Below are 25,806 nucleotides of genomic sequence, written 5' to 3' on the forward strand. Positions count from 1 at the left end.
TACCGCAAACACGTGAACGACACGAATCTGTAGGAGCAAGGCTTGCCCGCGATGCTTTTAACGATTAACGGCTGGCCAGCAGTGTCTGACCGCGAACCACAGCTGCCTTCACCTGCGTCGGCGCGGTGCCGCCGATGTGGTCGCGGGCATTCACCGAGCCTTCCAGGGTCAGAACGGCAAACACATCCTGCTCGATCTGATCGCTGAACTTGCGCAGTTCTTCCAGACTCATCTCCGCCAGATCCTTGCCGGTTTCCACGCCGTACTTCACCGCATGACCGACGATTTCGTGGCAGTCACGGAACGGCAGGCCGCGGCGCACCAGATAATCCGCCAGATCGGTGGCTGTGGAGAAACCGCGCAGTGCCGCTTCACGCATGATGGCGTGCTTTGGCTTGATCGCCGGGATCATGTCGGCAAAGGCCCGCAGCGAGTCGCGCAAGGTATCGGCGGCGTCGAACAGCGGTTCCTTGTCTTCCTGGTTGTCCTTGTTGTAGGCCAGTGGCTGGCCTTTCATCAGGGTCAGCAGGCCCATCAGCGCGCCGAACACCCGGCCGCTTTTACCGCGTACCAGTTCCGGGACATCAGGGTTTTTCTTTTGCGGCATGATCGAGCTGCCGGTGCAGAAGCGGTCAGGCAGATCGATGAACTGGAACTGCGCGCTGGTCCACAGCACCAACTCTTCGGAGAAGCGCGACAGGTGCATCATCGCGATGCTCGCAGCCGAGCAGAATTCGATGGCGAAGTCGCGATCCGAGACGTTGTCCAGCGAATTGCCGCCAACAGCGTCGAAGCCGAGCAGTTGGGCAGTCAGCTCGCGGTCGATCGGATACGTGGTACCGGCCAGTGCGGCGCTGCCGAGCGGCATGCGATTGGTGCGCTTGCGGCAATCCACCAGACGCTCGTAGTCGCGGCTGAGCATTTCGAACCAGGCCAGCATGTGATGACCGAAGGTCACGGGCTGTGCGGTTTGCAGGTGGGTGAAGCCGGGCATGATGGTGCCGGATTCGCGCTCTGCCTGTTCCAGCAGACCTTTTTGCAGGCGGGTGATTTCGCCGAGGATCAGGTCGATCTCGTCACGCAGCCACAGGCGGATATCGGTAGCCACCTGGTCGTTGCGGCTGCGGCCGGTGTGCAGCTTCTTGCCGGTGACGCCGATGCGGTCGGTCAGACGCGCTTCGATGTTCATGTGCACGTCTTCAAGGTCGATGCGCCAGTCGAAGGTGCCGGCCTCGATTTCGCTTTGAATGCTCTTCAGGCCGTCGATGATGCTGTCGCGCTCGGCATCGGTCAGCACGCCGACCTTGGCCAGCATGGTGGCGTGGGCGACGGAGCCCATGATGTCGTGACGATAGAGGCGCTGGTCGAAAGTGACGGAGGCGGTGAAGCGGGCGACGAAGGCGTCGACGGGTTCACTGAAGCGGCCGCCCCAGGACTGATTGGTCTTGTCAGTGCTCATGAATTCGCTCGTGATCGGCTGAAGGAAGATGGCGTTAAAACCTGCTGCGGATAATAACAGGGTTGCCAATCCTGTCGGTGACGCTGGTCCATACGTTTTTTTCTTATTTGACCGGCCATACTCAAAGGGCCACCTCTGTGTTTACGCAACGATATTTATCAAATGGGCACTTTCGTCGTGGCAAACGTCTACAGTTGGACTTGAGGGTCAGCGCAATTATCGATCGTGTGGCGGGCCTCATCCGCATTGCTGCAAAGCGCGCTACGGTCAGCGTCGAAGCCGACTATAAAAGAAGGGGGGTGTTCATATTGTGTATCAGCAAACCCTACGGTGACGTCACGCCGCGGCAGGCTTCGAACGGAACTGCGCAGGCACCGGTAAATATTGCAACCCGACGTGCGGCACTTTTTGGCGCTCGCGCTAGTCTTAGCGTGGATCGCGGTGACGGACGTCACTTCACCTGTCTACGCTATCCTTGTGCGAGACTCACGCAGGAATCCAGCGCAATATGAATGTCCTGATCGTTGATGACGAACCCCAAGCCCGCGAGCGCCTGAGCCGTATGGTCGGCGAGCTCGAGGGATACAGTGTCCTGGAGCCCAGCGCCACCAATGGCGATGAGGCGTTGACCCTGATCGACAGCCTGAAGCCCGATATCGTGCTGCTCGACATCCGCATGTCTGGCCTCGACGGTTTGCAAGTCGCTGCAAGGTTGTGCGAGCGCGAGACGCCACCGGCGGTGGTGTTTTGTACGGCCCAGGATGAATTTGCAATAGACGCCCTGCAAACCAGCGCGGTGGGTTACCTAGTCAAACCGGTGCGTTCGGAGCTGCTGCTCGATGCCTTGAAAAAGGCCGAGCGTCCCAACCGCGTTCAGCTCGCGGCGCTGACCCGGCCGGCGGCAGAAAGCGGCAGTGGCCCACGCAGCCATATCAGTGCGCGAACCCGCAAAGGCATCGAGCTGATCCCGTTGGCTCAAGTGGTCTATTTTATCGCCGACCACAAATACGTGACCTTGCGCCACGAAGCGGGCGAGGTTCTGCTGGACGAGCCATTGAAAGCCCTCGAAGACGAATTTGGTGACCGCTTTGTGCGTATTCACCGCAATGCACTGGTGGCACGTGAGCGTATCGAGCGGTTGCAGCGCACGCCGCTCGGGCACTTCCAGCTGTTTCTCAAGGGCCTTAACGGTGACGCGCTGATTGTCAGCCGACGTCATGTCGCGGGTGTGCGCAAGATGATGCAACAGCTTTAGCCCGCTGTTCGCACACGGATTTCACTCCCCGTTGCCGGGCGGGTGAGGCCAGGGAGGCTGCTCTGTTTCTGATACAAGTCAAAGCGGATTTGGCTGAGCTGTTATTATCTGCCGTATCTATTCAGTACGGATTGATCCATGTCCCCTCGCGAAATCCGCATCGCTACCCGCAAAAGTGCCTTGGCCTTGTGGCAGGCCGAATACGTCAAAGCTCGTCTGGAACAAACCCACCCGGGTCTGGTCGTGACGCTGGTGCCTATGGTCAGTCGCGGCGACAAGCTACTCGATTCGCCACTGTCGAAAATCGGCGGCAAGGGCCTGTTCGTCAAAGAGCTGGAAACCGCGTTGCTCGACAACGAAGCCGACATTGCCGTGCACTCGATGAAAGACGTGCCGATGGACTTCCCCGAAGGCCTGGGTCTGTTTTGCATCTGTGAGCGTGAAGACCCGCGTGACGCCTTCGTTTCCAACACCTATGCCAGCCTCGACGAACTGCCTCAGGGCAGCGTGGTCGGTACTTCCAGCCTGCGTCGCCAGGCACAGCTGCTGACCCGTCGCCCGGACCTGCAAATCCGCTTCCTGCGTGGCAACGTCAACACGCGCCTGGCCAAGCTCGACGCCGGTGAGTACGACGCGATCATCCTCGCGGCAGCCGGTTTGATTCGCCTGGGTTTCGAAAATCGCATCGCCTCTTCGATCAGCGTTGACGACAGTCTTCCAGCAGGTGGTCAGGGCGCGGTCGGTATCGAATGCCGCAGCGCTGACAGCGACATTCACGCCTTGCTTGCCCCTCTGCATCACCAGGACACCGCCACGCGGGTCACTGCCGAGCGTGCGCTGAACAAGCATTTGAACGGCGGCTGTCAGGTGCCGATCGCTTGTTATGCGGTGCTCGAAGGCGAGCAGATCTGGCTGCGTGGTCTGGTGGGTGATCCGAAGGGTGGTCTGCTGCTGACTGCAGAGGCTCGCGGTCCGCAAAGTGCGGCAGCGGCGCTGGGGGTTCAGGTTGCTGAAGACCTGTTGGCACAGGGTGCCGATGACATTCTGCGTGCGGTTTACGGCGAGGCCGATCCGGAGTGACGGGCTGGCGCTTGCTGCTGACGCGCCCAATCGATGAGTCGGTGGCGCTGGCGACAGTTCTGGCCGAAGCCGGGGTGTTCAGCAGTAGCCTGCCGTTGCTGGACATTGAACCTCTGCCGATTGCTGATGCGCAGCGGACGATGATTCTTGCGCTGGATCAGTATTGCGCGGTGATTGTGGTGAGCAAGCCGGCAGCGCGGATCGGGCTGGACCTGGTCGGTCAGTATTGGCCGCAGCCGCCGACTCAGAGCTGGTTCAGCGTGGGCGCGGCGACGGCGCAGATCCTCGTGGATTACGGTCTCGATGTGAGCTGCCCCCATGAGGGCGATGACAGCGAAGCATTGCTTGAACTGAGGCAATTGCGCGAGGCTATCGCACGGCCCGACGCTCGTGTGTTGATCATGCGCGGCGAGGGTGGGCGTGAACTGCTCGCAGAGCGTTTGCGCGAGCAAGGTGCTAGTGTCGATTATCTGGAGTTGTACCGTCGCGGCTTGCCGCGGTATGCCGAGGGGGCGTTGCCTGAGCGGATTCATGCGGAACGCCTGAACGGCCTGGTGGTCAGCAGTGGACAGGGTTTTGAGCACCTGCGCCTATTGGCGGGCAGTGCCTGGCCTGAGTTGGCGCGGTTGCCATTGTTTGTTCCGAGCCCACGGGTAGCCGAGATGGCGTTGGCCGCAGGCGCCCAAACAGTTGTGGATTGTCGTGGCGCCAGTGCCACGGCTTTGCTAACGGCGTTGCGGGAAACCCGGCCCGTTCTCTAATGCAAAGGATGGATACGTGAGCGAAACAGCCTTGCCTAAAGATGACGTTCAGCCTGCGCTCGATGCGCCGGTTGAAGCTGTGAAGAAGCCTGAGCCGCGCCGCGGCAACGGGCTGGTGATCCTGGCGATGTTGCTGGGCGCCGCGGGTGTTGCCGCTGGTGGTTGGGGGATCTGGCAGGTGCGTAGCCTGCAAGCCAACAACCAGCAACAACTGGGGCAATTGCAGGCCCTGAATGATCAGGCGCAAAGCCTCAAGCTCAATGAGCAGCGTCTGACGGCCCGGCTTGAACAATTACCGCCTGCCGATGAACTGGAAGACCGGCGACGCCTGGTGATTCAGTTGCAGGGCGACCAGCAGCGCTTGAATCAGCGTCTGGAAACGGTTCTGGGCGCCAGCCGCAAGGATTGGCGTTTGGCCGAGGCCGAGCACTTGCTGCGTCTGGCCAGTTTGCGTCTGTCTGCCTTGCAGGACATCAGCAGCGCTCAGGCGCTGGTGCAAGGAGCCGATGAAATTCTCCGCGAGCAGAATGACCCGGGCTCTTTCGCCGCCCGCGAGCAGATTGCAAAGAGTCTTGCTGCACTGCGCAGTACCGAGCAACCGGACCGCACCGGGTTGTTCCTGCAGTTGGGGGCCCTGCGTGATCAAGTGGTCGAGCTCAGCGAACTGGCCCCCGAATTTCATGAGCGCGATTCGCTGTCGAGCCTGACTGCCGAAGGCGATGGCGCCAGTCGCTGGGCGCAATGGTGGGACCAGATCTCGCGCTACGTGCGCATCGATTTCAACGCCGATAAAAATATCCGTCCATTGCTCGCCGGGCAAAGCCTGACTCAGGTCCGTCTGGCTTTGAGCCTGGCGCTTGAGCAAGCGCAATGGGCTGCGCTCAACGGCCAGGCGCCGGTGTACACCCAGGCGCTGGTTGAGGCGCGGGATGTGCTCAAGGGCAGCTTCAATCAGGACAATCCGCAAAGCAAAGCAATGATCGAGCGGGTTGCCGAGTTGAGCAGGCAACCGGTAACGGTCATCACTCCTGACCTGACGACCACCCTGAGCACGGTGCAGGCTTACCTGGAGCGGCGTAACGTCAGTGCCGAGGATTCGGTGAAAGCAGTTGCCAAACCTGCCGTGAGTACCACGCCGGGGACCAGCCCATGAAGCGACTTTATGTGATTGTGTTTTTGCTCATCACCGCCGCCGGGGCGTTGGGGCTGGCCATCGCCCAGCACTCGGGTTACGTGCTGATCGCCTACAAGACCTTCCGCTACGAATCGAGCCTGTGGGCGACGCTGGCACTGGTGGCGGTGATCTGGCTGGTGCTGTGGGGGATCAAGATGCTGATCGAGTTGGTGGCGACTTCCAGTGGTGTGGTCAACCCATGGTCGAACCGCAACCGCAGTCGTCGTGTGCAAGTGGCGATCGAGCACGGCCAACTGGACCTCGCTGAAGGTCGTTGGGCCAGCGCTCAGCGTCACTTGTATCGCGCCGCGGAAGCCGAACGCCAGCCGCTGCTCTATTACCTGGGGGCCGCACGAGCGGCGAACGAGCAGGGCCACTATGACGAAAGTGACAGCCTGCTGGAGCGTGCGCTGGAGCGTCAGCCTCAGGCCGAGTTGGCGATTGCCTTGAGTCACGCGCAGTTGCAGACCGACCGTGGTGATACCGACGGTGCGCTGACAACCCTTCAGGCCATGCACGAACGTCATCCTCGCAGCATCCAGGTCTTGCGTCAGTTGCAACGTTTGCTTCAGCAGCGCGGCGACTGGTCGGCGGTCATCCGCCTGTTGCCGGAATTGCGCAAGGACAAAGTTCTGCCGGCCAGCGAGCTGGCGGAGCTGGAGCGTCGGGCCTGGGGTGAAAACCTCACCTTGGCCGCTCGCCGGGAGGAAGACGGCGCCGTTGGCTTGCAGGCGCTCAATCGCGCCTGGCAACAGCTGACGTCTGCTCAGCGCCAAGAGCCGCAGCTGGTGCTTGCCTATGCCGAACAGTTGCGACAACTGGGCGCGGAGGTCGAGGCGGAGGAAGTTCTGCGCGGGGCACTCAAGCGTAAATATGACAGCCATCTGGCGCGACTGTATGGCTTGCTGCGTGGCAGCGATCCGGCGCGGCAACTGCAAACGGCTGAGGGCTGGTTGAAGGATCATCCTGGTGACCCGAGCTTGCTGCTGACCCTGGGTCGGTTGTGCTTGCAAAGCAGCCTGTGGGGCAAGGCGCGGGACTATCTGGAAAGCAGCCTGCGGGTTCAGCGTAACCCCGAGGCCTGTGCCGAGCTTGCCCGCCTGCTGGCTCAGCTGGGTGATACCGAGCGTAGTAATCAGCTCTTCCAGGAAGGCCTGGGCCTGCTGGACAAGCGCCTGCTGGCCTCGCCTTTGCCGGTGCCTGCGCGCGCGTAAGGTGCGGGGCGGCCGGGTCGCACAAGCAGGCGACCTGGCCGTTGGCACATCGCGAATTCTTCCCTGTCATGCTGGCTATAGGCAGCGTCTTACAAGAGACTACATTTGGTCCTGTCTCTTCTGTCGGGAATTCCCTACACCTGTGGCGAAGTCTCCACACTGCCTTGCCTTGAAAGGCCAGAGGGCTTTCCTCTACCGTAACTGCCTGTCTCTTCTGTTACGGATAAGCCATGTCTTTGGCCAGCACACGCTCATTGTTTTTCATGGCCTTCATCGCGGGTGCCCTGGCCTTGGGCGCTTCGTACTATCTGGAATACGCAATCGGGCTCAAGCCATGCGGGCTGTGCCTGTTGCAGCGGTTTTTTCTGGCCCTGTTCACAAGCGTCTGCCTGGTTGCCGCGCTGCACGGGCCCAGGCGCCTGGGCTGTTTACTGTATTGGTTGCTCAGCCTGTTCAGCAGCCTGGCGGGGATGGTGACGGCGTGGCGCCAGGTGGTATTGCAAAGCGATCCGGCTCAACAGGTGTCGGGGTGCTCTACCAGCCTGGAAGGTCTGTTCGCAAACATGCCCGGGTTGCGTGTTGTGGAGCGGGTATTCAATGGAACTGCTGACTGCGCGGAAATTTCCTGGACGCTGTTCGACCTGAGTATCCCCGAGTGGAGTCTGTTGTTTTTTGTCGGAGTGACAATTCTCGGGGCTTATCAGATCTTGCGACTGGCCTGGTACGCGTATCAGCGACCGCCCAGCGGCGAGTCATCGCACGGGGGGCAGGGCGGGTGATTAAACACTTGTATGAACTTTATCTCGTGCGTACCTTGAAGCTGTTGTCGTGCGGGCATAATCTGGCCCGCACGTATCATTGGAATTATGTTGCTCGATGATGCTCTGCCTGGCCAAATCTTGATCTTCAAGTCTTGCGGCGAGTGCGGGCGGCATTACCCATAAGGGAAGAGAGATCACCATGCTCGAAAGTTGTCAGAATGCTCAGGAACGCTGGGGTGGAGTGCATCTGCTGATCGATCGTTGGTTGCAGGAGCGTCACGAACTGGTTCGAGCCTATGATGCTCTCGGCGCCAAGCCTGAGGCTCTGGGCGAAAACCGCAAGCCGTTGCAGGAGTTCTGTGGTGTCCTGGTCGATTACGTCTCTGCCGGCCACTTCGAAATCTACGAACAGCTGACGGGTGAAGCCAAGGCGTTCGGTGACACGCGCGGGCTTGAATTGGCCGAAACCATTTACCCGCGCATCGATGTGATCACCGAGAAGCTGCTGGCTTTCAACGATCTCTGCGATCAAGGCAAGTGCGTTGCCGAGAAATTCCAGGAGCTCGGTGGTCTGTTGCACGAGCGCTTCGAACTCGAAGATTGCCTGATCGAAGTGCTGCACACGGCTCACAAGGAAGAAACTCCAGAACAAGCCTGAGTTTCCCCTTGTTGTAAGTGATCCCTGAAACGGTGCGCTCTGCGCACCGTTTTTCGTTTGGGCGATTGCTCAGCCAGCCGCGCCGAGTAATTCGATTTCAAACACCAGAGGTGTGAACGGCGCGATCAGGTCCCCCGCGCCATCGGCACCGTAGGCTTGCGCGGATGGAATCACCAGCCGCCATTTCGCACCTACCGGCATCTGTTGCAGTGCACTGCGCCAGCCACTGATCACGCTGTCGAGGCTGAACCATTGCGCCTGACTGTTCTGATCGAACACCGTGCCATCAGGCAGCTTGCCAATGTAGCGAACCTGCACCTTGCCACCAGGTCCGGCCTTGGCTCCGTTGCCTGCGACCAGTTCGGTCAGCAGGATGCCATCCGCCAGTTCGCGAACCCCGGGTTTTGCCTTCTCGGCCGTCAGGAAGCGTTGTTCCTTGTCCAGAGCAACTTCGCTTTGCGGTATTGCTGGCTGCTCGGCAATTTGCGCTTCGTGCTCGGCCAGGATTTTTTCGATCTGCTGATCTTTCAGCGCCAGTGGCTTGCCTTGATAGGCCTGCTGCAAGCCTTCGACCAGTGCCTGAATCTGCAGATCGGGAACCTCTTGGCGCAGACGTTCACCCAGACTTGCACCCAAGCTGTAGGCGAGGTCATGGGCGTCATTTTCCGTGGCTTTTTCCGCGGCTTGAGCCAACGAAAAAAACACGCACAAGGGTAAAAAAAGGTAACGCGACATGGGCACTCTCCCGCCTGAGATGCGGAGGATTATGCCAGTGAGAATGCCGTGAACGGTGAACTGCTTTGAAGTGCGCGCAGAACATTTTCAATTCGGTGCAACGCACAGCAATCGATACTGTCAACATGCCCTAGCGGCGGTAGCAGCAGAGGTCTAGTATGAGCCGCACTCACGTCAGCCAGGAGGTAAACCATGTCGGCCAATAAGAAGCCTGTAAATACTCCGTTGCACCTACTCCATCAGCTTTCGGGCAGCTTGCTCGAGCATTTGGAAAACGCTTGTTCCCAAGCCTTGGCTGATGCTGAAAAACTGCTCGCCAAACTGGAAAAGCAGCGCGGAAAAGCACAGGAAAAACTGCACAAATCTCGCACCAAATTGCAGGACGCTGCGGCGGCCGGCAAAGCCAAGGCACAAGCCAAGGCTAAAGATGCGGTACAAGAACTTGAAGATCTGCTTGATGCGCTCAAGGATCGTCAGTCCGAGACGCGTGGCTACATTCTGCAACTCAAGCGCGATGCCCAGGAAAGCCTGAAACTGGCCCAGGGTATTGGTCGCGTGAAAGAGGCTGTCGGCAAAACGCTGACCCTGCGTTCGGCCAAGCCAGCCACCAGTGCTGGTGCCGCGAAAAAACCGGCTGCCAAACCGGTAGCTGCCAAGGCTCCAGCGAAAGCAGCAGCCAAACCTGCAGTGAAGAAACCAGTCGCTGCCAGCGCCGCTAAACCGGCTGCCAAATCTGCTGTGGCCAAACCAGCAGCAAAACCTGTTGCTAAAACTGCCGCCGCCAAACCGGCCGCAAAACCTGCAGTAGCGAAAACCGCCGCAGCCAAACCTGCTGCCAAACCAGCAGCAAAAACCGCCGCGGCGAAACCGGCTGCTGCAAAACCAGCCGCCAAACCAGCCGCCAAACCCGCAGCTGCCAAAGCGCCGGCCAAGCCTGCCACTAAACCAGCCGTCGCTGCCAAGCCTGCTGCTCCCAAGCCAGCGGTGAAAAAGCCAGTCGTGGCAAAACCTGCTGCCGCCAAACCAGTGGCTGCAAAACCGGCAACCGCACCAGCGGCCGCCAAACCAGCGACGCCGGCACCGGCTGCATCGCCAGCTCCAGCCGCTTCGCCGGCACCGGCAGCTGCTGCAAGTACTACCAGCACCCCGACCAGCGCTTCCTAAGTGTCGGTCACCGCGACGCGCAGCTGATGCAGCGCGTCGCGGTTCAGGTTGGCGGCGCTCGCCGCCAATCCTTCCAGCCACACGGCCAAGTCTTCGGCTTGACCCTGCGGCCATGCTCGCGCCGCATTCTCAAGGCGCAACAACAGTTGCCGCTCCGCTTCCAGCTCCAGAGCTTTGACTTGCGCTCGTAACGTGTTCAGTTCCTCGTCGGCGAGGGCAGCGGCCTTCCACTGCGTACGCAGCTGTCGAAGCGGTTGCACGACTTCCGTATGCCACGGCCCGGCCAGGTGCTGGAGTTGTTGCAGGCGTTGCGCATTGCATCTTACGCCGCGCTGTCCAAGCCAGGCTGCGCACAACAGCAGGCAAACGTTGGCCCCGGCTGCTTGCAGCTTCAGGCAGGCTTCTTCAACACCCGGTCGGGTGTAGAGGGTGAGGGAAAAGCTCCACAGGTCAGAGGACATAGTGCTACTCGCGCCAGTTGCGAGCGAAGCTGGTAGACTCCGCCGCCATTATGATTCGACTTCAGAACCTGACTTTACAACGTGGCCCGCAACGTCTGCTAGAAGACGCCGAGCTGACCCTGCACGCCGGTCACAAAGCCGGCCTGATCGGTGCCAACGGCGCCGGCAAATCGAGCCTGTTCGCCTTGCTTCTGGGTGACCTGCACCCGGACTCGGGTGACTGCTTCTTGCCGGCCGACTGGCGCATCGCCCACATGCGCCAAGAGATCGACACCCTCGATCGCATCGCGGTCGACTATGTGCTCGATGGTGACCTGCGTCTGCGCGAGGTGCAACGCGACCTCGCCGCAGCCGAAGCGGCCCATGACGGTGCTGCTCAGGCCCGTCTGCACGCAGAGCTCGACAGCGCCGACGGGTACACCGCCGACGCCCGGGCGCGCAAGTTGCTCGCAGGCCTGGGCTTCACCAACGAACAGATGGATCGTCAGGTCGGAGATTTCTCCGGTGGCTGGCGGATGCGCCTGAACCTGGCGCAGGCGCTGATGTGCCCGTCGGACCTGTTGTTGCTCGACGAACCGACCAACCACTTGGACCTCGACGCGATTATCTGGCTGGAAGAGTGGCTCAAGAGCTACCCCGGCACCCTGCTGCTGATTTCCCACGACCGCGACTTCCTCGACGCCGTGGTCGATCACGTGGCTCACGTCGATCAGCGCAAGATTACCCTCTATCGCGGTGGCTACTCGGCGTTTGAGCGTGCCCGTGCCGAACGCCTGGCCCAGCAACAACAGGCCTACGAGAAGCAACAGGCGCAACGTGCGCACATGGAAAGCTACATCGCCCGCTTCAAGGCCCAGGCCACCAAGGCCCGTCAGGCCCAGAGCCGGATCAAGGCGCTGGAGCGGATGGAAGAGTTGTCCGCGGCCCACGTCGATTCGCCGTTCGACTTCGTCTTCCGCGAGTCGGTGAAAATTTCCAGCCCGTTGATCGACCTCTCCGATGCCCGTTTGGGTTACGGCGAGAGAGCCGTGCTGGAGAAGGTCAAGCTGCAACTGACTCCCGGCGCGCGGATCGGTTTGCTCGGCCCCAACGGTGCGGGTAAATCGACGCTGATCAAAAACCTCGCCGGTGAACTCGAGCCGTTGTCGGGCCGACTGACCCGTGGCGAGAACACTGTCGTCGGTTACTTCGCCCAGCATCAGCTGGACTCGCTGGATTCCAAGGCCAGCCCGTTGCTGCACTTGCAGCGTCTGGCGCCGACCGAACGTGAGCAGACCCTGCGCGACTTCCTCGGTGGTTTCGACTTCCGTGGTGCGCGGATCGACGAGCCGGTGCTGAATTTCTCCGGCGGCGAAAAGGCCCGACTGGCACTGGCGTTGATCGCCTGGGACCGGCCGAACTTGTTGCTGCTCGATGAACCGACCAACCACCTGGACCTGGAAATGCGCCTAGCGCTGACCATGGCCTTGCAAGAATTCAGTGGCGCGGTGCTGGTGGTCTCTCACGACCGTCATCTGCTCAAAAGCACCACGGATAACTTTTTCCTGGTGGCTGATGGCAAGGTCGAAGAGTTCGATGGCGATCTGGAAGACTACGCCCGTTGGCTGGTCGATTATCGCCAGCGCAATGCGCCGGTGAACAACTCACCGGTCAACCCGGACAAGACCGACAAGAAAGCCCAGCGTCAGGCCGCTGCTGCGTTGCGGCAGCAACTGGCACCGCACAAGCGCGAAGCCGACAAGCTCGAAGCCGAGTTGGGCAAGTTGCACGAGAAGCTGGCGAAGATCGAAACCAGCCTCGGCGACAGTGCCGTCTACGAAGCCGCGCGCAAGGATGAGCTGCGTGATCTGCTGGCCGAACAGGCCAAGCTGAAAGTTCGCGAAGCCGAGCTTGAAGAAACCTGGATGGAAGCCCTGGAGCTGCTCGAAAGCATGCAGGCAGAGCTGGAAGCGCTGTCCTGATAGAGGCCTGCCAGCGCTCGGTACGACGCTGGCGCGGCAACGACGTGTTGTCGAGCGGCTTCGAAAAGTAGCCGGACTGCCGGTAACGCTGGTCGGCAGGGCCATTTTTCTGCAAAAAATCGATAGTCATTCACAAGCCAGCGCATTAGCTTAGACGTCTATAACGAGTCTGAGTCGAGGTGTGCGATGGTGCTTGAGACATGGCTGGCGTTTTTTGCCGCCTGTTGGGTGATCAGTCTTTCCCCGGGCGCCGGCGCCATTGCGTCGATGTCCTGCGGTTTGCAGTATGGTTTCTGGCGCGGCTACTGGAACGCCCTTGGCCTGCAACTGGGGCTGGCGATGCAGATTGCGATTGTCGCCGCCGGTGTGGGCGCAATCCTCGCCACGTCGGCCACGGCTTTCTACGCGATCAAATGGTTTGGCGTGGCATACCTGGTGTATCTGGCGGTCAAGCAATGGCGCGCACTGCCCAGCAACATGAACGATGACGCGGCCATTCGGCCGATCGGCAAACCGCTGGCGCTGGTGTTTCGCGGTTTCCTGGTGAATGTCAGCAACCCCAAGGCGTTGGTGTTCATGCTTGCGGTGCTGCCGCAGTTCATCGACCCACACGCGCCGCTGGTGGCGCAGTACCTGATCCTGGGTGTAACCATGATCTGCGTCGACCTGATCGTGATGGCCGGCTACACCGGTCTCGCTTCCAAGGTTCTGCGACTGCTGCGCACACCCAAGCAACAACGACGGATGAACCGCACGTTTGCCGGACTGTTCATTGGTGCCGCCGGGCTGCTGGCGACCATTCGTAGAGCCGCGGTGTAAAACCCGTAAGGCACAAAAAAGGCGACCTCAAAAGGTCGCCTTTTTCGTTCCCGCGCAGGTTGCTCAGCGCAGAATAACCGGCGCCGTATCCTGCGGCAGGTTATTGCGCATTGGCGCTTGCCCCGGCTGTTGCTGAGCGCCGCGACCGAGTTGTTCGCTCAACTGACGGGCCACGTCCTCACCCAGCGACTTGGACACGTCACGCACCACCCGTGGGCGGTTCAGCGAGACTTTGACGTCTTCGCCGTTCACCAGTTTGGTGTCCTGACCGTCACCCATGGCGGTGAATGCCGAGGTGATTTCGAAGGTCCGGGTGTTGATCAGGCTGAAGTCCGCCGTCAGGCTCAGGCCGAGAATCGCCGAATAGCTGTCGGTGTTGGCCAGCGAGGTGATGTCGCGGGTGAAGTCGATATCCGACAGGGTGCCGAACAACACATAGTCGGCGCCCTTGTAGTTACCGGCCTTGATCCGCTTGATCACGTCGTAGACGTCTTCCTTGGACTTGGCAGTGTGCGGCGTGCCTTGCACCAGCTGGAACATCCCGGACTTGAGAATCTCGCCCTTGATGTCGCCGGTGAACTTGCGAAGCTCGCCTTGCTCGATATAGCTGCTGCTGGCCTCGATCTCGTTGTAGCTCGACGAACCACTGGCGTTGTACATGCTCGCCTGCATGTTGCTCTGCGCTGAAACGATGTGGATGTACTGCTCCACCCGCTCTTGATAGGCGAGGTCGGTGACCGCGATTTTCGGGGCCGCCTGCGCGCCAAACGCGCAGGCCAGGGCCATGATGCCAATCCATGCACGCATTGCTTAACGCTCCGTGGTTTTGCGGATCTCTTTCTCGTCCATCCACTCGGCCAGACCGCTTTCAACGTCGATCAGTTGCAGGCTGAACTTGTAGAAAACGTCCTTGTAGTCGCTGCTGCGCTTGACGATCGAGCTGATCGAACCTTCAAGACGGTATTTGGCAGCGACCATGTTGCCGGTCTTGGCCACGGTGCCTTTCTTGTACAGGCCGCTCTGGTTTTGCAGCTTGAGCTGGTCGACCTGGCTCTGCATCGCGGTGTTGTCGCTGGCAAAACGGGCGGTGCCGGACTTCATCAGCTGAGTCTTGATGCTGGTGGTGATTTCGCGGGTATCGATGTATTCGCTGGTCTTGTTCTTCACGTCGTAGACCTGCACGACCGGGCGGCCCTGCAAGATGCCGGATTGGGCCAGGGAGCGGGTCATGGACTCTGCAATCATCTGCAGGTCAGTGGAACCGAACTCGTTGGTCACCAGCTCAACAGCCTTGCTGTCGCCGTAACCGATGTTTTTCCCGCCCAGAACCGGCGAGTTGTTGGCGCAGCCACTGGCCAGAAGGGCGACCACGGCGAGGAACGAAAAGCGTACAAACATGGGAATGTCTCTCTGTCACGAAATAGGGGGGCTTAAGGGGTTTTGACTTCAAGGCGGAAGTCGGTGGCCTTGGGCACTGGCGCAATGGCCGGCAGGAACGTGGCCTGCGCGGCATACAGGTTCAAGGTTTTCCAGCTTTCTTCATCGGCCACCGGGAAGCCGTCGTCGCCCAGCCAGACGAAGCGGTAGTACATCGTCATGTTGGTGTGGCTGGTGTTGTTCAGCGCGACCTTGACGGTCAGGAAGCCGTTTTCACGGGCTACCCGCATCGCGCCGATGGCGATGTTGTTGAATTTGTTCATCACCACGACTTTGCTCGCGGCACTGCCAGGCGCAGGGGGCGGCGGAGTGGCGCAACCGGCCAGCAGAGCCAGGGCGGCGACAGCAATCAGTTTGAAACGCATGGAGAAGCTCCGCTTAAGGTTGTTTGACGCTGGCCACGACTTGCGGGGTGGCGCTTGGGATCACATGGGCGGCGACGCCACTGGCGAATACCTGATTGCCCACCGTACGCAGGCTGATAACCTGGTAGCGCTGATCGACCTTGACCGTGATTCGCGAACCGCCCAGAGCGTTCGGCAGGCTCAGTTGGTGCTCGCCTTTGGCCAGGCGCAGGCGCACAACCTGGGTGTTGTCGGGCAGGGTGCGCCAGGTGCGGGTATCCGCCCCCTCCATCACCGCCGACGAAATGCCTACGGCCAGACCGGCCAGTGGGTTGGTCTCGTTGATCTTCTTTTGCGCCACGGCGCGAGTCACGGCCCGTACGGTGGTGCGCAGGATGATCCCCGGCATATCGTCACGCAGGGCGCGGCGGGACATGGTGGTGGTGCTGTTGAGCTGGGTCAGGTTCTGTTGCTGGCCGTCGACACCGATCTGGGCATACGTCACGGTCGAGGTGTCAGGCTTGATCACCGGGAACGACAGTGGGGTGATCACCACGTTGTTACTGATCGGCAGTGGCAAGGGAATGCGAATGGAATCACGAGCCGGTGCCAGGCCGCTTTGCACGACGATCAGGATGTCGCTCTCATCGTTTTTGCCGGCCGGTTTGTCCAGGTTCAGCAGCGCTTGTTCGAGCAGCGGAGTGTTGGGGCGCAGTTCGGCGGCTTTGCGATAACCCGGCGCGGCCAGGTCCTTTTCACCCAGGGCTTCGTAGACGAAACCGGCCAGGTAATGACTGAACGCACTCTGATAGCTGTTCTTCAGGCCGACCACATCAGGCGCGTCGAGGCTCGCCACCGGGTAACCCTGCAGGTCCTTGTATTGAGTCTTGACGCCTTGCTTCTCGGCTTCGTCTTCGCGCTTGAGGTATTCCTTGTCCCGCAGTTCGGCGATCACCGCTTCACGTTCGTGGGTCTTCTTGATTTCGGTACGGGCACCGTCGAAATCGTTCACTGCCAGCAGGTTCAGGGCCATTTGCGTGGTCAGCATGACTTTTTCGTAGTCATACCCTTCATAGCGGCGGACCTTGTCATTGACCAGAAAACTGCCGAACTGAGCCAGGTACTTGTCGGTGTCCAGCTTGACCGACTCTTCCCAGGTACCCACTACCTGGTCCGCGCTTCTCCACGCGGTCTGGCTGCCGGTCAGGTCGCCCTTGGCGCGCAGCAGTTCACCTTTCTCGAAGTAATAGAGCAGGTCTTTGTTTTCACCTGTGTTGTTTTTTTCCAGCAACGTCAGTGCGGCGTCGACATTACCGCTGACCAACTGCTGGTTGGTTTCTTGCAGTTCTGTGTCGTAGCTGCGAAAGGCCGAACAACCGGCAAGCAAAGTGACCGCGCTGAGCGCGATCGAGGTGAGGGCGCGGGATGCCATGGGGTACTTCTTCCCTGAGTTTAAACAGCCGAGCGTGCTGGTCGGGCTGGGTGAACCAATCGACAGGGAAGATGGCTTTCCATGCCAATTCCTCATAAAAAGAGGAGCTTAAATACCCGATCGCAATAACGAGGGCGCGGCATTATAGACAGGGGATAATGGCCATGTAATGGCTTTTTAATTTCATTTTTTCTATAGATGCCACCATATGAGAGGAGTCTGAATCCGCGAGCAGTGGGCGACAAAGCTTGAGCGGAGGGCATTGAGAGTGAACAATGCGTTACTTCGTATTATCAATTGAGATTCATTCATGATTGCCCCGTCCCGTTTTCTGGCCTGGCTGGTCTTCCCTTTGTTTGCCCTGTGCAGTTTCAACCTGCTGGCCGACACGGTGGAAGGTGCGCCACAGGCACTGCATTTGCTCGATTACATTGGTGCCGATTATCCGGCGACCGTCGAGGCGGGCCAGGTCATCGATGACGGCGAATACCGCGAGCAGTTGGAGTTTCTCGGTGTCTTGCAGGGGCTGATCGCTGCGCTGCCGGCCAAACCCGAGCACGCGGAGCTTGAGCAGGGCGTGAGCAATCTGCGTAACGCGGTGACCCAGCGTCAGGACGGTACCGATGTGGCCCGTCTGGCGCGGCAACTGGGCGCGAAACTGGCGGTGGCCTATGAAGTCAGCCAGGCGCCGATCATTACCCCGGACCCCACGCGTGGTGCGCCGTTGTACGCACAGCACTGCTCGGTGTGCCATGGCGACGCCGGTGCAGGTGATGGTCCCGCAGGTGTTGGCCTGACACCGCCACCCGCCAATCTGCGCGATTCCACGCGGCTGGACCGCCTGAGCCTGTACGCGATCTACAGCACGTTGGGGCAGGGCATCGAAGGCACGGACATGCCGGCTTTCGCCGATCAACTCGACGAGCGTCAGCGCTGGGACCTGGCGACCTATATCGCCGCGTTCAGCGCCGATCCGACCACTGCGAAAAGCGAAAAGAACTTCAACCTCGCCGACCTGGCCCGACAGACCCCGGCTGAAGTGCTGGCGGCCGAAGGTTCTGAAGCGGCGGCGACGTTCCGTGCTCAGCGCGCCCAACCACCGCAAGTCAAACGGGGGTCGGCGCAGTTGCTCGATTACACTGCAGCGACCCTCGACAAGAGCATCGCCGCTTACCGTGCCGGCGAGCGCGATCAGGCCTATGACCTGTCGGTGGCGGCGTATCTGGAGGGCTTCGAACTGGTCGAAAGTTCGCTCGATAACGTCAACACCGTAGTGCGCAAAGATACTGAAAAATCCCTGATGGCTTACCGTCAGTCGTTGCAGGACGGGCTGCCGATCGAGCAAGCCGAGCAACGTCTGGCGTTTGCCAAGGCCAAGTTGAAAGAGTCTGCGGATTTGCTTGGCAGTGATGGCCTGAGCTGGTCACTGAGCTATATCTCCGGCCTGCTGATTTTGCTGCGTGAGGGGCTGGAAGCGATTCTGGTGCTGGCTGCGGTGCTGGCGTTCTTGCGCAACACCGGCCAGCAGTCGGCGATTCGCAGCGTCAATATTGGCTGGGGCCTGGCGCTGGTAGCGGGGTTGGCGACCTGGGCGCTGGCGGCGTATGTGATCGATGTCAGCGGTGCCCAGCGTGAGCTGCTCGAAGGCTGCACCGCGCTGTTCGCCAGTGTCATGGTGCTCTGGCTTGGGGTCTGGATGCATGATCGTCGCCACGCGGCGGCCTGGCAGGATTACATCAAGAGCAGCCTGGTCAGCGGCGGCGGGCGTTTCGGTTTTGCGGCGCTGGCGTTTTTCTCGGTCTACCGCGAGCTGTTCGAAGTGGTGCTGTTTTACGAGACCCTGTGGTTGCAAGCAGGCCCGGCTGGGCATAACGCGGTACTGGCGGGTGGCGCCACGGCGCTGGTGCTGTTGATCGGTCTGGCCTGGGTGATCCTGCGCGGCTCGGCGAAACTGCCACTGGCGCTGTTTTTCGGGATCAATGCCGGATTGCTCTGCGCGCTGTCGGTGGTGTTCGCCGGGCATGGCGTCAAGGCCTTGCAGGAAGCCGGGATCTTCGGCATCCGCCCGGTGGCATTCTTTGACTTCGACTGGCTGGGGATTCACGCTGATGCCTATTCGCTGAGCGCGCAGGCGGTGGCGATTCTGGCGATTGTCGTGCTGTACAGTCGCAGTCGTATGACCGAGAAGCGGCGGGTGCACGCTTCCTGATCGAGTGATTCTTTAAAAGATCGCAGCCTGCGGCAGCTCCTACGCGGATAATCTGTAGGAGCCGCCGCAGGCTGCGATCTTTTGCTTTCAAGAGGAAACACACAATGCGTGTCTGGATCGATGCCGACGCCTGCCCTCGGGCGGCCAAGGATCTGGTGGTGAAGTTCGCCCTCAAGCGTCAGTTTGAAGTAGTGATGGTGGCTGGGCAGCCGCAGATCAAACCGGGTCTCGCCCTGGTGAAGTTGATCGTGGTGCCCAGCGGTCCGGATGCGGCCGACGATTACCTGGTGGAGCACGCGGTACCGGGTGAGTTGGTGATTTGCAGCGATGTGCCGCTGGCCGACCGTTTGGTGAAGAAGGGCGTGGCGGCGCTGGATCCGCGGGGCAAGGAGTTCGATGCGCAGAACATGGGGGATCGGTTGGCGGTGCGCAACCTGTTCACCGACCTGCGCGAGCAGGGGCAGATGAGCGGCGGGCCAGCGCCGTTTGGTGATCGAGAGAAGCAGGCGTTTGCGAATGCGCTGGACCGGATCATCACCCGGCTGACCCGCAAGTCTTGAGCCTGGTGGTGAACCCTGTGGGAGCGGGCTTGCTCGCGAAAGCGGTCTGACAGTCGACATCATTGTTGAATGTGCTGGCCCCTTCGCGAGCAAGCCCGCTCCCACATTTAAACCGTGTCAGACCTCATCCTCGTGAGTCAGCTCCAGCACCCGGTCAACCAGTTTGTTGATTCCTGAAGCCGCTTCGCTGATCGATTGAGCGAGCATGTAGGCCGGGGTGCTGACCAGTTTGCGTGCCTTGTCTTCGATGATATCGCTGACGGTGCAATCGACATGGGTCGCGCCCATTCGGGTCATTGCAGCGGCAGTGTCGGCGTCGTTGCCGACAGTGCAGGTCACGCCCGGGCCGTAGATCTTTGCCGCCAATGCCGGCGAGATGCAGATCAGGCCAACCGGTTTTCCGGCTTCGGCAAAGGCTTCGGCCAGCGCCAGGACTTCAGCCTGAATGACGCAACCGGCGCCTTCGCTGGCAAAGTTGGACAGGTTCTTCGCCGCGCCAAAACCGCCAGGTACGATCAACGCGTCGAAGTCCTCGGCGTTGGCCTCACACAAGTCTTTCACTTGCCCGCGGGCAATGCGCGCCGACTCCACCAGCACGTTGCGCGACTCGGGCATTTCTTCGCCCGTCAGGTGGTTGATCACATGCAATTGCGCAATATCAGGGGCGAAGCACTGGACCAGCGCGCCGTGCTGGTCGAGGCGTAGCAGGGTAATCACGCTTTCATGGATCTCGGCACCGTCATACACGCCACAGCCGGAAAGTATCACTGCAACTTTTTTGCTCATGGGTTCTTCTCCAGATTCATGGCGTTAAATGTCCACTAATTTGTCACTCGTTGCCATAGGGTTATTTCACGGCTACACCTAGGATCTGTCATCACAATTGCGATCAGGTCGCGTCATGGACTTCATTCTGTATGCGGTGCCGTTCTTCTTTGTATTGATAGCCGTCGAGCTGCTGGCGGACCGCTGGCGCGGGGTGAGTAATTATCGCCTGGCCGATGCGATCAACAGCCTCAGCACCGGCGTGTTGTCGACCACCACCGGCCTGTTGACCAAAGGTGTGGGGCTGGTGACGTACGCGTTTGCCCTGAAGCATCTGGCGCTGTTCGAGTTGTCGGCCGAGAGTATCCGGGTCTGGTTGTTCGCCTTTGTCCTCTATGACTTCTGCTACTACTGGCTGCACCGTATGGGCCATGAACGCAACATCCTCTGGGCGGCGCATTCGGTGCACCATCAAAGCGAGGACTACAACCTCTCCACGGCGCTGCGTCAAACCAGCACCGGGTTCCTGCTGAGCTGGATTTTCTACCTGCCGATGGCGGTGCTCGGTGTGCCGCTGCTGGTGTTCGTCAGCGTCGCGGCGCTGAACCTGCTGTACCAATTCTGGGTTCACACCAAACACATCCCCAAGCTCGGCTGGTTCGAATGGTTCTTCGTCACGCCATCCAACCATCGAGCCCACCATGCGCAGAACGCGCTCTACATGGATCGCAACTATGGTGGGGTGTTCATTATCTGGGACCGGCTATTTGGCTCGTTCCAGGAAGAGGACGACAACGAGCCGGTAATTTTTGGTGTGACCACACCTTTGGCGAGCTGGAATCCGTTGTGGGCGAACGTGCAGTTCTATGCACAGTTATGGGATGACGCACGACGTGCCGAGAGCTTGTGGGACAAGCTGCGGATCTGGTTCATGCGCACCGGCTGGCGGCCAGCGGACGTGGCAGTGAAGTACCCAATGAACAAGCCGGACCTGAGTCAGTTCCGTAAATTCGAGGTGCCGCTGGACGGGCGACAGCAGTTGTATATCGCGCTGCAGTTTTGCGTGTACATCGCCTTGGGCAGCTACTTGATGAATCTTGCGCAAAGCTTGCCGGCTGCAGCCCTGGTGTTGGGCTGGGGGGCGGTGGCGGTGGGTTTGTTTGTGCTGGGCGTGGCCCTGGAGAATCGCCCGCAGGCGTTGAAGCTGGAGCTGCTGCGGCTGGCGCTGAACCTGCCGCTGGTGTGGCTGGCGCCGCTGGCAGGGCTATGGCCGGCCAGCGCGGTGGGCTGGGTCGGCCTGCTCAGTTACAGCCTGCTCAGCGGCATCGGTCTCTACTGCTGTAGAAACCGCATCACTCGACTGGCGTCGTAGGTTCGCTGGTCTTGGCCTTTTCGGCCTGCTGGACCTGCTCGTCTTCGTAGATCTGCTTGGCGAGGCGAGCGTTCTTGAAGCGCCGCCGCAGCCACAGGCAGAGGCCCAGCACCAGCAGGGCGCCCAGTACCCACAGCTCGTACTTCTTGACGCTGCCGAGCATGCCTTCGAGCACCGCGCCGAAGTGGTAGGCCGCCGCCGCCAGGGCCGCGGCCCAGATTGCCGCGCCGATACCGTTGAGCAGCAGGTAGCGTCCCGGCGGATAACCCGACAGGCCGATGGCCACGGGCATCACCGTGCGCAAGCCGTAGACGAAGCGAAAGCTCAGCACCCAGATGTCCGGGTGCCTGCGGATATGTTCCAGCGCCCGATCACCCATCAGTTGCCAGCGTGGTTTGCGCGCCAGCAGTTTGCGGCCGTGCTTGCGCCCCAGGAAGTACCACAGCTGATCGCCGGCGTAACTGCCGAAGAACGCCACGACCACCACCAGGTTGATGTCCATGTATCCGCGGAACGCGAGGAAGCCTGCGAGTACCAGAATGGTTTCGCCTTCGAAGAACGTGCCGAGGAAAAGGGCAAAGTAGCCGAAGTCATGCAGAAATTGTTGGAGCATTGTCTGGGTGCTGGCGAAATGAACGCGCAGCCTAACCCTTCAGACACATTCAGGAAAGTGTCGAAATGTGTCTCGACGTGAACATTTCCTACAAGGACAATGGTTGCGACTACAGGTCACAGGGGTGCACATAACTGTAATGTGTTGGTCATAATGGGCGCTTATAACTGTCACGCTCGCCCGCCAGCGCGGGCTCAGGAGTCTGCCGTGAGCTTCACCCCCGCCAACCGTTTGTTTCCTGCAACCCGCCTGCGCCGCAACCGTCGTGATGAATTTTCGCGCCGTCTGGTCCGTGAAAACGTCCTGACCACCAATGACCTGATTCTTCCGGTATTTGTGCTGGACGGTGAAAACCGTCGCGAAGCGGTCGCCTCGATGCCAGGCGTCGAACGTCTGACTATCGACCTGTTGCTCGAAGAAGCGGCCCAGTGGGTCGAGTTGGGTATCCCGGCCGTGGCACTGTTCCCGGTGACGCCAGCCGAACTCAAATCCCTTGATGCCGCTGAAGCCTGGAACCCGGAGGGTATCGCCCAGCGCGCCACCCGTGCCCTGCGTGCACGCTTCCCGGAGCTGGGGGTGATTACCGACGTAGCGCTGGACCCGTTCACCACCCACGGCCAGGACGGTATTCTGGATGAAGAAGGCTACGTGCAGAACGACATCACCGTCGATGCGCTGGTCAAACAGGCTTTGTCCCATGCCGCTGCCGGTGCGCAGGTGGTTGCTCCGTCGGACATGATGGATGGCCGGATCCAGGCGATCCGTGAAGCGCTGGAACTGGCCGATCACGTCAACGTGCGGATCATGGCTTACTCGGCCAAGTACGCCAGTGCCTACTATGGCCCGTTCCGCGATGCCGTCGGTTCGGCGCTGAACCTGGGCAAGGCGAACAAGGCGTCCTATCAAATGGACCCGGCCAACGGCAACGAAGCGTTGCACGAAGTGGCCAGCGACTTGTCAGAAGGCGCGGATATGGTCATGGTCAAGCCAGGCATGCCGTACCTGGATATCCTTTACCGCGTCAAAGAAGAATTTAAAGTGCCGACCTTTGTCTATCAGGTCAGCGGTGAATATGCGATGCACATGGCAGCGATCCAGAATGGCTGGTTGAGCGAAGGGGTTATTCTTGAATCCCTGACCGCTTTTAAACGTGCTGGCGCTGATGGCATCCTGACTTACTTTGCCGTACGTGCCGCTCAATTGTTACGAGAGCAACAATAGCCCTCCCAGGAACATTCGATGAATACCGAAGGACTCTCTGAAGTTGCCGTAAAAGAAGCTCAACCCGTGGTTGAGCCTGTCGTCGAAACCCCGCCGGAGCTGGAGCCTGCTCCACCGGCGGTGGTAGCCGACGCTGCGCCAGCTCTGCCGGCGATCGCGATTCCGGGTCTGGATGACAGCAGTCTGTACATCCATCGCGAGCTGTCGCAACTGCAGTTCAATATCCGCGTGCTGGAGCAGGCGCTGGATGAGTCCTATCCCTTGCTGGAGCGGCTGAAGTTTTTGCTGATCTTCTCCAGCAACCTGGACGAGTTCTTCGAGATTCGCGTTGCAGGGCTGAAGAAGCAGATCACCTTCGCCCGTGAACAGGCCGGTGCCGATGGTCTGCAACCGCATCAGGCGCTGGCACGCATCAGTGATCTGGTGCACGGCCACGTCGATCGCCAATACGCGATTCTCAACGACATTCTGTTGCCGGAACTGGAGAAACATCAGGTCCGCTTCATCCGTCGCCGCTACTGGACCACCAAGCTCAAGACCTGGGTGCGCCGCTATTTTCGCGACGAGATTGCGCCGATTATCACCCCGATCGGTCTCGACCCGACGCACCCGTTCCCGTTACTGGTGAACAAGAGCTTGAACTTCATCGTCGAACTCGAAGGTATCGATGCGTTCGGTCGCGATTCCGGTCTGGCGATCATCCCGGCACCGCGTTTGCTGCCGCGGGTCATCAAGGTGCCGGAAGAGGTGGGTGGCACGGGTGACAACTACGTGTTTCTGTCGTCGATGATCCACGCTCACGCCGATGACCTGTTCCAGGGCATGAAGGTCAAGGGCTGCTACCAGTTCCGTCTGACCCGCAACGCTGACCTGGCGGTCGATACCGAAGACGTCGAAGACCTGGCTCGCGCCTTGCGCGGCGAGCTGTTCTCGCGTCGTTATGGTGATGCGGTGCGTCTGGAAGTGGCGGACACCTGCCCGAAACACCTGTCCGACTACCTGCTCAAGCAGTTCAACCTGAGCGAGACCGAGCTGTATCAGGTCAACGGTCCGGTGAACCTGACGCGGCTGTTCAGCATCACCGGTCTGGACAGTCACCCGGAGCTGCAATACACGCCGTTCACCCCGCAGATCCCGAAACTGCTGCAGAACAGCGAGAACATTTTCAGCGTGATCAGCAAGCAGGACATCCTGCTGCTGCACCCGTTCGAGTCGTTCACCCCGGTGGTCGACCTGCTGCGCCAGGCGGCCAAGGACCCGCACGTGTTAGCGGTCCGTCAGACCCTCTACCGCAGCGGCGCCAACTCGGAGATCGTCGATGCCCTGGTCGACGCTGCGCGTAACGGCAAGGAAGTCACTGCGGTGATCGAATTGCGTGCGCGGTTCGACGAAGAGTCCAACCTGCAACTGGCCAGCCGTCTGCAAGCCGCCGGCGCGGTGGTGATCTACGGTGTGGTGGGCTTCAAGACCCACGCCAAGATGATGCTGATTCTGCGTCGCGAGGCCGGCGAGATTGTCCGTTACGCCCACTTGGGTACCGGCAACTACCACGCGGCCAACGCCCGTCTGTACACCGACTACAGCCTGCTGACCTCCGATGACGCTTTGTGTGAAGACGTCGGCAAACTGTTCAGTCAGTTGATCGGCATGGGTAAAACCCTGCGCATGAAGAAGCTGCTGCACGCGCCGTTCACCCTGAAGAAGGGCATGCTCGACATGATTGCCCGCGAGACCCAGTTCGCCCTCGACGGCAAACCGGCGCACATCATCGCCAAGTTCAACTCGCTGACCGACCCGAAGGTCATCCGCGCGCTGTACAAGGCCAGCCAGTCAGGGGTGCGGATCGATCTGGTGATCCGTGGCATGTGCTGCCTGCGGCCGGGCATCGCCGGGGTTTCGCACAACATCCACGTGCGCTCGATCATTGGCCGCTTCCTGGAGCACACGCGGGTCTTCTACTTCCTCAACGGCGGCGAAGAGCAGATGTTCCTGTCGAGTGCCGACTGGATGGAGCGCAACCTCGATAAACGCGTCGAGACCTGCTTCCCGGTCGAGGGCAAGAAGCTGATTTTGCGGGTCAAGAAAGAGCTGGAAAGTTATCTCACCGATAACACCCACAGCTGGATCCTGCAGTCGGACGGTCGTTACATCCGCAGCACGCCGACCGGCAACCAGAACCCGCGCAGTGCGCAGGCGACGTTGCTTGAGCGTCTGAGCAGCCCGGTGTTGAGCGTTCGTTAACGCGAATCTCCCTGTGTAGATACCGTCTTGAGCCTCACCGGGCAAGCGCAAGTTTCGGGTCAAAGGGTTGACCCGACTTGAGCACGCCGTAAACGAAGTGCAACAGCTTA

General features: G+C 60.2%; 24 protein-coding genes and 1 pseudogene. 16 read left to right on the forward strand and 9 right to left on the reverse strand.

Annotated features, from left to right (window positions below; genetic code table 11):
* Positions 1–64: 64 nt before the first annotated feature.
* A complete protein-coding gene (argH, locus tag ACIPIN_RS15380; protein ID WP_401119949.1) occupies positions 65–1,459 on the reverse strand; it encodes an argininosuccinate lyase in 1,395 nt (464 codons plus the stop codon).
* 146 nt (positions 1,460–1,605) lie between these two features.
* Here argH and ACIPIN_RS15385 point away from each other — a divergent pair.
* The 8 genes and pseudogenes from ACIPIN_RS15385 to rsd form a co-directional block, all read left to right on the forward strand.
* Positions 1,606–1,971: pseudogene (locus ACIPIN_RS15385) on the forward strand (sensor histidine kinase); the annotation flags it as partial.
* A complete protein-coding gene (locus ACIPIN_RS15390) occupies positions 1,968–2,714 on the forward strand; it encodes a LytR/AlgR family response regulator transcription factor (protein ID WP_401119951.1) in 747 nt (248 codons plus the stop codon). The pseudogene ACIPIN_RS15385 and the gene ACIPIN_RS15390, both read left to right, overlap by 4 nt.
* A gap of 138 nt (positions 2,715–2,852) precedes the next feature.
* Positions 2,853–3,794 carry a hydroxymethylbilane synthase gene (hemC, locus tag ACIPIN_RS15395; protein WP_401119952.1) on the forward strand — a complete coding sequence of 314 codons (942 nt, stop codon included), beginning with the start codon at positions 2,853–2,855 and terminating at the stop codon, positions 3,792–3,794.
* Positions 3,791–4,555, forward strand: a complete 765-nt coding sequence (locus ACIPIN_RS15400) for a uroporphyrinogen-III synthase (RefSeq protein ID WP_401119953.1) — start codon at positions 3,791–3,793, stop codon at positions 4,553–4,555. Before hemC ends, ACIPIN_RS15400 begins: the two co-directional genes overlap by 4 nt.
* 16 nt (positions 4,556–4,571) lie before the next feature.
* Complete coding sequence (locus ACIPIN_RS15405; RefSeq protein ID WP_401119955.1) at positions 4,572–5,708, forward strand: uroporphyrinogen-III C-methyltransferase; 1,137 nt, start codon at positions 4,572–4,574, stop codon at positions 5,706–5,708.
* On the forward strand, positions 5,705–6,943 hold the full coding sequence (locus tag ACIPIN_RS15410) for a heme biosynthesis protein HemY (RefSeq protein WP_401119957.1): 1,239 nt from the start codon (positions 5,705–5,707) through the stop codon (positions 6,941–6,943). Before ACIPIN_RS15405 ends, ACIPIN_RS15410 begins: the two co-directional genes overlap by 4 nt.
* 230 nt (positions 6,944–7,173) lie before the next feature.
* Entirely contained in the window at positions 7,174–7,722 is a 549-nt protein-coding gene (locus ACIPIN_RS15415) for a disulfide bond formation protein B (RefSeq protein ID WP_401119958.1), read from the forward strand.
* A gap of 181 nt (positions 7,723–7,903) precedes the next feature.
* Complete coding sequence (gene rsd / locus ACIPIN_RS15420) at positions 7,904–8,362, forward strand: sigma D regulator (RefSeq protein ID WP_401119960.1); 459 nt, start codon at positions 7,904–7,906, stop codon at positions 8,360–8,362.
* Between the two features lie 69 nt (positions 8,363–8,431).
* Here the strand turns inward: rsd and ACIPIN_RS15425 are convergent, their stop codons facing one another.
* Positions 8,432–9,097, reverse strand: coding sequence for an FKBP-type peptidyl-prolyl cis-trans isomerase (locus ACIPIN_RS15425; protein WP_401119962.1), 666 nt, complete (start codon positions 9,095–9,097; stop codon positions 8,432–8,434).
* Positions 9,098–9,289: 192 nt separating this feature from the next.
* Between ACIPIN_RS15425 and ACIPIN_RS15430 the strand changes: the two genes are divergently transcribed.
* Positions 9,290–10,261 carry an AlgP family protein gene (locus ACIPIN_RS15430; protein ID WP_401119963.1) on the forward strand — a complete coding sequence of 324 codons (972 nt, stop codon included), beginning with the start codon at positions 9,290–9,292 and terminating at the stop codon, positions 10,259–10,261.
* Here ACIPIN_RS15430 and ACIPIN_RS15435 read toward each other — a convergent pair.
* Positions 10,258–10,722 carry a TIGR02444 family protein gene (locus ACIPIN_RS15435; RefSeq protein ID WP_401119965.1) on the reverse strand — a complete coding sequence of 155 codons (465 nt, stop codon included), beginning with the start codon at positions 10,720–10,722 and terminating at the stop codon, positions 10,258–10,260. The genes ACIPIN_RS15430 and ACIPIN_RS15435 overlap by 4 nt on opposite strands.
* Before the next feature lie 50 nt (positions 10,723–10,772).
* On the opposite strand from ACIPIN_RS15435, the gene ACIPIN_RS15440 reads away from it, so the two are divergent.
* Together ACIPIN_RS15440 and ACIPIN_RS15445 are read left to right on the forward strand one after the other, a co-directional pair.
* On the forward strand, positions 10,773–12,683 hold the full coding sequence (locus ACIPIN_RS15440; protein ID WP_401119966.1) for an ATP-binding cassette domain-containing protein: 1,911 nt from the start codon (positions 10,773–10,775) through the stop codon (positions 12,681–12,683).
* Positions 12,684–12,869: 186 nt separating this feature from the next.
* Positions 12,870–13,502 (forward strand): LysE family transporter, encoded by a 633-nt coding sequence (locus tag ACIPIN_RS15445; RefSeq protein ID WP_401119967.1) that lies wholly within the window; start codon positions 12,870–12,872, stop codon positions 13,500–13,502.
* A gap of 63 nt (positions 13,503–13,565) precedes the next feature.
* On the opposite strand, the gene ACIPIN_RS15450 is transcribed toward ACIPIN_RS15445, so the two are convergent.
* Genes ACIPIN_RS15450 through ACIPIN_RS15465 form a run of 4 tightly spaced genes read right to left on the reverse strand, consistent with a single transcriptional unit; the run spans position 13,566 to position 16,715 of the window.
* Positions 13,566–14,309 carry a penicillin-binding protein activator LpoB gene (locus ACIPIN_RS15450; protein WP_401119968.1) on the reverse strand — a complete coding sequence of 248 codons (744 nt, stop codon included), beginning with the start codon at positions 14,307–14,309 and terminating at the stop codon, positions 13,566–13,568.
* Positions 14,310–14,312: 3 nt separating this feature from the next.
* Positions 14,313–14,900 carry a penicillin-binding protein activator LpoB gene (lpoB, locus tag ACIPIN_RS15455; RefSeq protein WP_071552841.1) on the reverse strand — a complete coding sequence of 196 codons (588 nt, stop codon included), beginning with the start codon at positions 14,898–14,900 and terminating at the stop codon, positions 14,313–14,315.
* A 32-nt stretch (positions 14,901–14,932) separates the two neighbouring features.
* On the reverse strand, positions 14,933–15,304 hold the full coding sequence (locus ACIPIN_RS15460) for a YcfL family protein (protein WP_054594595.1): 372 nt from the start codon (positions 15,302–15,304) through the stop codon (positions 14,933–14,935).
* A gap of 13 nt (positions 15,305–15,317) precedes the next feature.
* On the reverse strand, positions 15,318–16,715 hold the full coding sequence (locus tag ACIPIN_RS15465) for a COG3014 family protein (RefSeq protein WP_401119969.1): 1,398 nt from the start codon (positions 16,713–16,715) through the stop codon (positions 15,318–15,320).
* 310 nt (positions 16,716–17,025) lie between these two features.
* On the opposite strand from ACIPIN_RS15465, the gene ACIPIN_RS15470 reads away from it, so the two are divergent.
* Together ACIPIN_RS15470 and ACIPIN_RS15475 are read left to right on the forward strand one after the other, a co-directional pair.
* Positions 17,026–18,924 carry an FTR1 family protein gene (locus tag ACIPIN_RS15470; RefSeq protein WP_401119970.1) on the forward strand — a complete coding sequence of 633 codons (1,899 nt, stop codon included), beginning with the start codon at positions 17,026–17,028 and terminating at the stop codon, positions 18,922–18,924.
* Positions 18,925–19,028: 104 nt separating this feature from the next.
* On the forward strand, positions 19,029–19,484 hold the full coding sequence (locus ACIPIN_RS15475; protein WP_401119972.1) for a YaiI/YqxD family protein: 456 nt from the start codon (positions 19,029–19,031) through the stop codon (positions 19,482–19,484).
* 117 nt (positions 19,485–19,601) lie between these two features.
* Here the strand turns inward: ACIPIN_RS15475 and elbB are convergent, their stop codons facing one another.
* The gene (elbB, locus tag ACIPIN_RS15480; RefSeq protein WP_401119974.1) at positions 19,602–20,270 is read right to left on the reverse strand and encodes an isoprenoid biosynthesis glyoxalase ElbB; all 669 of its coding nucleotides are present in this window, start codon (positions 20,268–20,270) and stop codon (positions 19,602–19,604) included.
* Positions 20,271–20,385: 115 nt separating this feature from the next.
* On the opposite strand from elbB, the gene ACIPIN_RS15485 reads away from it, so the two are divergent.
* Positions 20,386–21,621 carry a sterol desaturase family protein gene (locus tag ACIPIN_RS15485; RefSeq protein ID WP_401119975.1) on the forward strand — a complete coding sequence of 412 codons (1,236 nt, stop codon included), beginning with the start codon at positions 20,386–20,388 and terminating at the stop codon, positions 21,619–21,621.
* Here the strand turns inward: ACIPIN_RS15485 and ACIPIN_RS15490 are convergent.
* The gene (locus ACIPIN_RS15490; RefSeq protein ID WP_401119976.1) at positions 21,602–22,234 is read right to left on the reverse strand and encodes a DedA family protein; all 633 of its coding nucleotides are present in this window, start codon (positions 22,232–22,234) and stop codon (positions 21,602–21,604) included. The genes ACIPIN_RS15485 and ACIPIN_RS15490 overlap by 20 nt on opposite strands.
* A gap of 207 nt (positions 22,235–22,441) precedes the next feature.
* Here ACIPIN_RS15490 and hemB point away from each other — a divergent pair, with 207 nt between their 5' ends.
* Both hemB and ppk1 read left to right on the forward strand, forming a co-directional pair.
* Complete coding sequence (gene hemB / locus ACIPIN_RS15495) at positions 22,442–23,455, forward strand: porphobilinogen synthase (RefSeq protein ID WP_401119977.1); 1,014 nt, start codon at positions 22,442–22,444, stop codon at positions 23,453–23,455.
* A gap of 18 nt (positions 23,456–23,473) precedes the next feature.
* Positions 23,474–25,696, forward strand: coding sequence for a polyphosphate kinase 1 (ppk1, locus tag ACIPIN_RS15500; protein ID WP_401119978.1), 2,223 nt, complete (start codon positions 23,474–23,476; stop codon positions 25,694–25,696).
* Positions 25,697–25,806: the final 110 nt, after the last annotated feature.

It is taken from the genome of Pseudomonas sp. NPDC087697 (genome assembly GCF_044743155.1).
Taxonomy (GTDB): domain Bacteria; phylum Pseudomonadota; class Gammaproteobacteria; order Pseudomonadales; family Pseudomonadaceae; genus Aquipseudomonas.